Raw genomic sequence first — 8943 nt, 5'->3', positions numbered from 1 at the left:
CTCGCGAAGGTGTCGTGTCAGGCAACACTACTATTGTCTGACCCACCGTTTTCGCGAGCAGGCTCGCTCCCACAGGGCGATTTACACAGGCTCGGGATCAGTAGTGATACCACTTCACTTCAAGCATGACTTCTGTTTCCGGGCTGGCGAGCTGGCTGAATTCACGCTGAGCACTCAAGCGCAAACCGAGGTTGCGCGACAGCTCCCACTGCTGATTCAGGCTCAGGCTGCGGCGCACTTCACCGTTGAAGAAGTAATCGCCCTTGGCTTCCAGGCTCAGATTGCCCAGCGGGTTTTTCCACAGTACGCCGGTATTGAAGCCACCGGCCGGGGAAACAAACTCGGCGAAGTCGTTGTTGTGTTCCACGCGCACCGTGCCCAAGGCAAAGCCGAGCACGTCTTCGCCCAATTGCCAGGTACCACCGCCGCCGCCGTTGACATGGCTGACCAGTGTTTCGTCGTCATGCTTGCCCGGTACGCGCTCGAGGCCACCGGTGACTTGCCACGACAGCGGTTGCAGCAGCTCGTTGCGCGGGGTCAGCGAACGAATGGTCGCCAGATCCAGTTGCTGCAACTGCCAGTCATTGCCTTCGTACTGACGCAGCTTCAGTTGCAAAATTTCGATCTGCGCGCCGAGGGGGAAGCTTTCGGCGTTGTCGTTGAGGTCGTGATAAGCCATGCGCAGGCCGTACTCGCCGAACGCGCGATCGCCGCGCGTACCGAGGCCGGCCTGCCAGGTGCGGGACTCGTGGCCATCCTCGGGCAGACCGGGTTGCGGAATTTCCAGCTCCGGCGCCGGGTTCTTGTTGATCGCCCGCAGCAGTTCGAAACTGCGCTGCGCTCGTTGCGGGTCGCGCTCCTGGCCATTGGCGCGGTAGCGCTCCAGACGATAGGCGGCGTCGACGATCAACGCCTGACGTGCGCGCGGCAGCGCTTTGAACGTTGGCTCTTGCAGGACTTTTTGATCGGCGCTGACTTTCAGCACCCATTGCTGTTCGTCATCGCTTAACGGCTCGGCGCGGCTGAGCAGTTCACGTTCGCGGGACGGGCGATATTCGATGTGCTCGACCAGCCCGGCCTCTTTCACCGCTTTGACGGTGTCGGTCGGGATCGCGGTCAGCGGGAATTGTTCGGTCAGGCGCAGGCTCGGCCGCGCCACTTGCAGCAATTCCAGCAAGCGATACGAGCAGTTTTCGTCGAAGAAGAAATAGTCGAACTGGATCTGCTTGAGCTCCCACACATGCTCGACCATGCGCGCGGTTTCTTCCTGAGTCAGGTTAAGGCGGTATTCCCACAGATCGCGGTTTTCCAGGCTGCGGTATTCCGACAGTTTTTCTTGATACGGCACCAGTGCGAACAGCCCCGGGTAGCCGCCCATCAAGCCTTTCCAGGCATACAGAATGCTGTTGTCCGAGCCTTCGATGTAGGCGCCGAAGTTGATCGCATAGCTGAGCAGCGAGGTCTTGTCAGCCTGCACGTCCGCCTGATCGATGCGCAGCAGGGTGTGGCCGAACATCGACGAAGGGCTGTTGAGATACGCCGCCGGGAAGATCATCACAGCACTGTGCGGCGAGACGTCCTTGAACCATTTCTTGTATTCGGCGCATTCCGGCGCTGGCAAATCGGAGAGGTTGAGTTGCGCTTTCAGCCAGCGCGTGCGCGCCGGATAGACGCATTGTGCATGTTGCTCGCCGAGGCTGGCCGGGGCGTACAGCGCCTGCACGGTGGCGGCCAGTTCGCGGTCCGGATGCTCGTTGCCATCGGGGGCGAGAAAGAACTTCTTGTCGCTGACATAGCTGCGCCAGCCGCCGAGCTTGGCGGTTTCGTAATGACCCAGAGAAATCCAGAAGCGGTCGTTGGCCAGTTGCTGCAAACGTTGAGGATCGATGTGAGGCGCGGCGGACAGCGGGGCGCAGACACAGAGCGCCAGCCAGGCAAGGCGTTTGAGCATAGTCGGCAACTTAAGTCGAAAGAAAAAATTCAATACCAACAAACTGTAGGAGCTGACGAGTGCAACGAGGCTGCGATCTGTTGATCTTCAAAAGCAAAGATCGCAGCCTCGTTGCACTCGTCAGCTCCAACAACGGGTCATTTGGCAAAAAATAAAAACCCGCTTCCCGAAGGAAGCGGGTGGGGTCGAGCTTAAGCCTGAGTTGCGTACTTGGCCAGACGTGGGTCCGATTTCAGTACTGCCAGGGTGTTGGTATGCACGTCTTCAGCGGTCACGTCAGCCTTGCTGAAGATCTGCTGGAAGTGCTCGTGGGTCACGGCAGCAAAGTGCGCGCGGTCTTCCGGTGCCACGCCCAGTACCACGGCATAGGTGGTCAGCGCTTCGCCGTTGCCTTTGGCCATGTCTTCGGACAGCTCGTTCATCATGCCATTCATGGCGAACCAGGACTTGCCGCCATAAGTCAGCGACGCGTTGGTCGAGCAGCCGTTGGTGCCGGAGGTCATACCGAAGGTAGCGTTACCGGAAGTGCCGTTGGTGGTGGAAGCAAGGAAGTGCGCCGGGGTGCCACGCTGACCTTCGAACAGCATGTTGCCCCAACCGCAATCCGGGCCGCCCGGGGCTTGCGCCATTGCGTTGATGGATACAGCGGTGAAGAGAGTACCGAGAAGAATCCGTTTCATAGCTTTGTTCTCTTTATGTGCATACCAATGGACAGGGTTCTGGCCTTTCGCACTCTGCCCGAGGACAGCGCCGAAAGTGTCAGTGGGCCGGTATTAGTTCCAGCCGCGCAGTTTGGAGTTTAGGCACGTTCCAGCGGTTCCGTGACTTTTTGCAAAATATTTGGAATAAACCTCTGATTTATCGGGACGCGTCGGCCGGCCGCGCGCTTGTCTATGCTTTGTCATGTGGCGCGCCTTGCCAGTGGGGCACGGGCAGCGCCAGAATGCCGCTACCTGCCCCGCCTGATTGTTAAGGAAGCCCGATGCCTGATCCTGTTGCTGCCAGCCTGCGTCTTGCGCCCGAAGCGCTGACTCGTCCGTTTTCCGCTGAACAGTTCAGCTTCACTACCACCAATGATCTGGAGCCCTTTCGCGGCGTGCTCGGCCAGGAACGCGCGGTCGAAGCCTTGCAGTTCGGTGTGGCGATGCCACGCCCCGGTTACAACGTATTCGTCATGGGCGAGCCCGGCACCGGCCGTTTCTCGTTCGTCAAACGCTACCTGAAGGCCGAAGGCAAGCGCCTGCAGACCCCGGCGGACTGGGTCTACGTCAACAACTTCGATGAGCCCCGCGAACCGCGCGCACTGGAGCTGCCATCGGGCACGGCGGGCTCGTTCATCGGCGACATCAACGGCTTGATCGACAATCTGCTGGCGACCTTCCCGGCAGTCTTTGAACACCCGTCCTACCAGCAGAAAAAAAGCGCCATCGACCGCGCCTTCAACCAGCGCTACGACAAGGCGCTGGACATCATTGAGCGCTTGGCGCTGGAAAAAGACGTCGCCCTGTACCGCGACAGCAGCAACATCGCCTTCACCCCGATGCTCGAAGGCAAGGCCCTGGACGAAGCTGAATTCGCCCAGTTGCCAGAAGCCGAGCGTGAGCGTTTTCACGATGACATTTCCGGCCTCGAAGAGCGCCTGAACGAAGAACTCGCCAGCCTGCCGCAGTGGAAGCGCGAGTCGAACAATCAACTGCGTTCGCTCAACGAAGAAACCATCACCCTGGCCTTACAGCCGTTGCTGGCGCCGCTGTCGGAGAAGTACGCGGAGAACGCCGGGGTCTGCGGTTACTTGCAGGCCATGCAGGTCTACCTGCTGAAAACCGTGGTCGAGCAACTGGTCGACGACAGCAAGACCGACGCCGTCGCGCGCAAGTTGCTGGAAGAGCAATACGCACCGAGCCTGGTGGTCGGGCATCCGGCCAGCGGCGGTGCGCCGGTGGTGTTCGAGCCGCATCCGACCTACGAAAACCTTTTTGGCCGCATCGAGTACACCACCGATCAGGGCGCGCTTTATACGACCTATCGACAGTTGCGCCCGGGCGCGCTGCATCGCGCCAATGGCGGTTTCCTGATTCTTGAAGCGGAAAAAATGCTCAGCGAGCCGTTCGTGTGGGATGCGCTCAAACGCGCCCTGCAATCGCGCAAGCTGAAAATGGAATCGCCGCTGGGCGAGATGGGCCGGTTCGCCACCGTGACCTTGAATCCGCAGCACATTCCGCTGCAAGTCAAAGTCATCATCATCGGTGCGCGGCAGCTGTATTACACGCTGCAGGACCTCGATCCGGACTTCCAGGAAATGTTCCGTGTACTGGTCGATTTCGACGAAGACATTCCGATGGTCGACGAGAGTCTGGAGCAATTCGCCCAGCTATTGAAAACCCGCACTTCGGAAGAAGGCATGGCGCCGCTGACCGCCGATGCGGTGGCGCGTCTGGCCACTTACAGTGCACGGCTGGCCGAGCATCAGGGGCGCTTGTCGGCGCGCATTGGCGATCTGTTCCAACTGGTCAGCGAGGCGGATTTCATTCGCCATCTGGCCGGCGATGAAATGACCGACGCCGGCCACATCGAACGCGCCCTGAAAGCCAAGGCCACCCGCACCGGGCGCGTCTCGGCACGGATTCTCGACGACATGCTCGCCGGGATCATCCTCATCGACACCGATGGCGCGGCTGTCGGCAAGTGCAACGGGCTGACGGTGCTGGAGGTCGGTGATTCGGCGTTCGGCGTGCCGGCGCGGATTTCCGCCACGGTGTACCCGGGCGGCAGCGGTATCGTCGACATCGAGCGTGAGGTCAACCTCGGCCAGCCGATTCACTCCAAAGGCGTGATGATTCTCACCGGTTATCTGGGCAGCCGTTACGCCCAGGAATTTCCGCTGGCGATCTCGGCGAGCATTGCGCTGGAGCAGTCGTACGGTTACGTCGATGGTGACAGTGCGTCGTTGGGCGAGGCGTGCACGCTGATTTCGGCGCTGTCGAAAACCCCGCTCAAGCAATGTTTTGCCATCACCGGTTCGATCAACCAGTTTGGCGAAGTGCAGGCGGTCGGCGGGGTCAACGAGAAGATCGAAGGCTTCTTCCGCCTTTGCGAAGCGCGCGGCCTGACCGGCGAACAGGGCGCGATCATTCCCCAGGCCAACGTCGCCACGCTGATGCTCGATGAAAAAGTCCTGGCCGCCGTGCGCGCCGGGCAGTTCCATGTCTACGCGGTGCGTCAGGCCGATGAGGCACTGAGCCTGCTGGTGGGCGAGCCGGCCGGTGAGCCGAACGCCGATGGCGAATTCCCCGAAGGCAGCATCAATGCGCGAGTAGTCGAACGCCTGCGCGATATCGCCGAGATGATCAGCGAAGAAGACTTGAAGGAGGCTGAGAAGGAACTGGCGCAGGAGGCTCTCGCCGAAGCCAAACCGGCCTGACAGGCTTGCACTAAACCCTGTGGGAGCGAGCCTGCTCGCGAATGCGGTGATTCAGTTGACGAATGAGTCGGCTGATCCATCGTCTTCGCGAGCAGGCTCGCTCCCACAGTGGTTTTCCAGATTGATCTCTGCGGGGATCTTCGGGGAATGTGCCACTACTCTGACGCCAATATTCACACAATGACCATTCGGCGCCTTCTGGTTCCATTTGGCTTGCGCAGGACACTTTTCTTCTATTCTCAGGTCAAGGATATCGACAGTATCACTGGATCGAGCCAGTCCTCCCGTGGGGGCTGAATACCGGCTTTACCGAGGGTCGCCGCCATGTCGCGCAACCTCTGTCTCACCCGTCAATGCCTGGGTCTGGTGACCCGGATCGAATGCGCCGTAAAGCCGCTGGCCGGCGACAACGGCATGTGGACACTGCTCTTCGCGGCCGGCATGGCCGGCGAACAACCTTCCGCGATCAAAGCCCAAGGCCCGTTCCACGGCCCGGTCGCGGCCGAGTCGATTCTCGACACGATTGTTGAAAGCCTGACTTTGCACGGCTACGAACTGGCCGATGATCCGCAGATATGGAGCCTGCACCTGCAGGCGCAGTTGCGGCAGATCAACGGCGGCCGTGGGCGCAGTCTCAACGGTTAAGGCGCCGTCTGGTCCACCTGCGCCTTGTCGAGCTTGACCTCAAAGCCGTATTGCACGGTGGTGAGGTCGGTGCGCTGATAGGATTCCACGCGAGTCGGGCGACCGTAAAAATAGTGCACGCCAAGCAGCGCCGGGCCTTCGGTGCTGGCGTCGTGGCTGACCGAGAGAATCTGCTTGAGGTAGTGGCCGCTGTCGTCCTTGACGAAGAAACGCCACTCGTTGGCCGGGAAGGTTTTCAAGTCGACCACCAGCGTGTTGTCCTTGATCGCCAGGCCTTTGGGCAATGACTGCGCCTCGTAGGAATGCTTGGCCACCGTGGCCAGAAACAACGGCATCGAACCGACGGCAATCGCCGGGGTTTCCGGAAACAGGTTCAGATCATAAGTAATCGTCGCTGATAGCGGATCCACCTGATATGCCTCGGGCGGCAGTTCGATCGGCTCATCGAGTTTGCCGCCGCGCTTTTCCGTGAAGAAGGTCACCGGGCTGACGCCGGGGTTGAGTTCGTCGCCGAGCAGTTCGTCGTTGAAGGTGCGGCGGTGGGAAAACTCGATACGCGCCGCGCTCGGCTCTTCCACCGATTGATGAATGCGCACGCCCGCCTTCAATTGTTCCTCGCTCAGGTCCGCGCCTTTTAGCCAGTTGGCTGCGAGGTCGTCATACACCACAACTGGCAGATCCAGCGGCTGCACGGCTTTGGCCGTGGTGTGCGGATTGAAGGTGCGCACCGGCAGGTCCAGGGTTTTGCGCGTCACCGTCGCCGAAGAGAAGTCGAGCACGCTGACTTCGAGGGTCTCGATCGGGCCGTGAAAGTAGACCTTGTTGTAGCGGCGTGGGTGATCTTTCTCGAAGGCTTGCTGGTCGTCGCTGAGCTGTTTCTCCAGGGTGTCGCTCCAGCTCGTTTGCTTCTGTAGTTGCGCCAGTTGTTTCTGATAAAACTCGACCTGCTCCGGGCTTTCATTGATCGAACCGGCGCGTACCAGGTATTGACCGCTGGCGTCGCGGGCCTGAATGATCAGCGGATTGATGCGGGTTTCGGCGACATCTGCGGCCAGCGGCCGGCTGTTGCTGACTTCGACTTCGGCATAGTTCTTTTCCAGCTTGAGCAGTTTGACGCTGAGGTTGTCGTTGCTGCGGGTCTGGCCGACGTCTTTCTGCGTCAGGTCGAAACTGTACAAGCGACGCGGCGCGATGACTTCGATCTGGCCTTGCAGGCTGACCGGTTGCGGCAGGCTTTTTTTGTCGACGTTAAGGCCATCGATAAATGGGTAGGTCACCGTCAGGTCATCGGGATTGGTCACGTTGGAACTGGACGGGCTGAGCTGGATGCCCGGATCGGTTTCCGACCACTCCGGTTGCCAGGCGATGACACGTTTGTTGCTCAGCGTCACCGAATGCCATTCGATGCCGTGCGGAAACAGGAAACCGCCGGGAATGTTCAGGTTGAACGGGAATACCGGTTGCAGATCGGTGAGGTAATCCGAGCTGGCGTCCTTGTGCAGCACGAACAGGCCGTTGATGAAGGTATCGACCAGCGCCTGCGGGGTGGGGTAGTGCTTGAGCACAGCGAGGGCGTCGGCGCCGTATTCGGTATGCGGTGCGATGTCGTCGAGCTTGAGCCGGGCCCGTTCCAGTAACAGCAGCGAGCCGCCGAGTTCGGTGACGGCATCCTTGAGCTTGGGATCGCTGATCGTGTCCAGTGACTGTTCGAAGGTGGCGGTCTTTTCGTCGAGGTTGGCGACGTGCTTTTCATCGCCGGGCGAGCAACCGCCGATGAGCAAGGCGAGGCAGATACCGGCAGTCGTCAAGGCTGATCGCACATCCATTTCCACGCGTCCTGTCCACTGTCATTGGGCTGTCAATGCTTTGGACACTAGCAGAAAAACTTTGTCACACACACGCAGGTGGCGGATTTTCCGGCGGTTTCTGGCTGTCACAGCGGGCTGTTATACTCGCCGCCATTTCCAGCCCCTTGTGTGAGAGTCAATGGAACGCTTTATCGAAAATGCAATGTACGCCACCCGCTGGCTGCTGGCGCCGATCTACATCGGCCTGTCCCTCGGTCTGCTGGCGCTGGCATTGAAGTTCTTCCAGGAAATCATCCATATCCTGCCCAACGTCTTCGCCATGGCCGAATCGGACCTGATTCTGGTGCTGCTGTCGCTGATCGATATGGCGCTGGTGGGTGGTCTGCTGGTGATGGTGATGATTTCCGGCTACGAAAACTTCGTCTCGCAACTGGACATCGACGAAGGCAAAGAGAAGCTCAGCTGGCTGGGCACCATGGACTCGTCGTCGCTGAAGATGAAAGTCGCGGCGTCGATCGTGGCGATCTCCTCGATCCACTTGCTGCGCATCTTCATGGACGCCAAGAACGTCGATCCCGAGCATCTGATGTGGTACGTGATCATCCACATGACGTTTGTGGTGTCGGCGTTTGCCATGGGTTATCTGGACAAGGTCACCAAGCACTGATCGGCCGATCAAGGCAAAAGAGCCGCCCGTCTGTTGCGAAACAGACGGGCGGTTTCGTTTGTGGCTTGTGCTTTCAAGCGCACCGGCCTATCCCTGTAACGGTGCGATTCGCCACGGTGTGAGGTGCTTCCATGAACCTGCAAGAGTTGAACGCGTTTGCTGTTGCCAGGAAGATCGACGAGTTGAACCTGATCTCCATGGAAGGCGGCATTTACCTGTTGGAAGCGAGGATGCATGGGGCGGCGTATCCGTTGAGCGATCTCAAGGGCAATATGCTGACGCTGCGCTCAGTTGAGCATGCGCGGGATCTGCTGCATGCCTTTCCGGTTCTGCCCTTCAATCTTGTGCATACCTCGGTTCATGACGAAATGTGTGGGCTGGTCGGTGACCTCGATGAAAGCCTGAAAGTACCGCTGGCCTGGCGCTCGGCCCTGTAGGCCCGGCCCCAACC

At 59.7% G+C, this 8943-nt stretch carries 7 protein-coding genes; 4 read left to right on the top strand and 3 right to left on the bottom strand.

The features are described 5' to 3' along the window. Positions 1-97: 97 nt before the first annotated feature. Together AC4IHP_RS20495 and AC4IHP_RS20490 are read right to left on the bottom strand one after the other, a co-directional pair. A complete protein-coding gene (locus tag AC4IHP_RS20495; RefSeq protein ID WP_460121564.1) occupies positions 98-1951 on the bottom strand; it encodes an Lnb N-terminal periplasmic domain-containing protein in 1854 nt (617 codons plus the stop codon). 191 nt (positions 1952-2142) lie between these two features. Then, on the bottom strand, positions 2143-2631 hold the full coding sequence (locus AC4IHP_RS20490) for a DUF3015 domain-containing protein (RefSeq protein ID WP_007909797.1): 489 nt from the start codon (positions 2629-2631) through the stop codon (positions 2143-2145). A gap of 302 nt (positions 2632-2933) precedes the next feature. Here AC4IHP_RS20490 and AC4IHP_RS20485 point away from each other — a divergent pair, with 302 nt between their 5' ends. Together AC4IHP_RS20485 and AC4IHP_RS20480 are read left to right on the top strand one after the other, a co-directional pair. Beyond that, positions 2934-5372 (top strand): Lon protease family protein, encoded by a 2439-nt coding sequence (locus tag AC4IHP_RS20485; RefSeq protein ID WP_460121562.1) that lies wholly within the window; start codon positions 2934-2936, stop codon positions 5370-5372. 324 nt (positions 5373-5696) lie between these two features. Further along, positions 5697-6017, top strand: a complete 321-nt coding sequence (locus tag AC4IHP_RS20480; RefSeq protein WP_016773114.1) for a PA4575 family protein — start codon at positions 5697-5699, stop codon at positions 6015-6017. Here the strand turns inward: AC4IHP_RS20480 and AC4IHP_RS20475 are convergent. Next, positions 6014-7843 carry a hypothetical protein gene (locus AC4IHP_RS20475; RefSeq protein ID WP_490832591.1) on the bottom strand — a complete coding sequence of 610 codons (1830 nt, stop codon included), beginning with the start codon at positions 7841-7843 and terminating at the stop codon, positions 6014-6016. The genes AC4IHP_RS20480 and AC4IHP_RS20475 overlap by 4 nt on opposite strands. 160 nt (positions 7844-8003) lie before the next feature. On the opposite strand from AC4IHP_RS20475, the gene AC4IHP_RS20470 reads away from it, so the two are divergent. Then, complete coding sequence (locus AC4IHP_RS20470; protein ID WP_016773116.1) at positions 8004-8492, top strand: TIGR00645 family protein; 489 nt, start codon at positions 8004-8006, stop codon at positions 8490-8492. Between the two features lie 131 nt (positions 8493-8623). After that, positions 8624-8929, top strand: coding sequence for a DUF6482 family protein (locus tag AC4IHP_RS20465; protein ID WP_252878921.1), 306 nt, complete (start codon positions 8624-8626; stop codon positions 8927-8929). Positions 8930-8943 lie beyond the last annotated feature (14 nt).

This window comes from Pseudomonas sp. UF-293 (assembly GCF_058245595.1).
The sequence above is the reverse complement of the archived record's forward strand: the minus strand, read 5'-3'. Positions and strand labels throughout refer to the sequence as shown.

What these genes read in the sequence shown, in the direction of transcription:
- AC4IHP_RS20495 (WP_460121564.1), bottom strand. Translation starts at nt 1,951, where the DNA reads ATGCTCAAACGCCTTGCCTGGCTGGCGCTCTGTGTCTGCGCCCCGCTG.
- AC4IHP_RS20490 (WP_007909797.1), bottom strand. Translation starts at nt 2,631, where the DNA reads ATGAAACGGATTCTTCTCGGTACTCTCTTCACCGCTGTATCCATCAAC.
- AC4IHP_RS20485 (WP_460121562.1), top strand. Translation starts at nt 2,934, where the DNA reads ATGCCTGATCCTGTTGCTGCCAGCCTGCGTCTTGCGCCCGAAGCGCTG.
- AC4IHP_RS20480 (WP_016773114.1), top strand. Translation starts at nt 5,697, where the DNA reads ATGTCGCGCAACCTCTGTCTCACCCGTCAATGCCTGGGTCTGGTGACC.
- AC4IHP_RS20475 (WP_490832591.1), bottom strand. Translation starts at nt 7,843, where the DNA reads ATGGATGTGCGATCAGCCTTGACGACTGCCGGTATCTGCCTCGCCTTG.
- AC4IHP_RS20470 (WP_016773116.1), top strand. Translation starts at nt 8,004, where the DNA reads ATGGAACGCTTTATCGAAAATGCAATGTACGCCACCCGCTGGCTGCTG.
- AC4IHP_RS20465 (WP_252878921.1), top strand. Translation starts at nt 8,624, where the DNA reads ATGAACCTGCAAGAGTTGAACGCGTTTGCTGTTGCCAGGAAGATCGAC.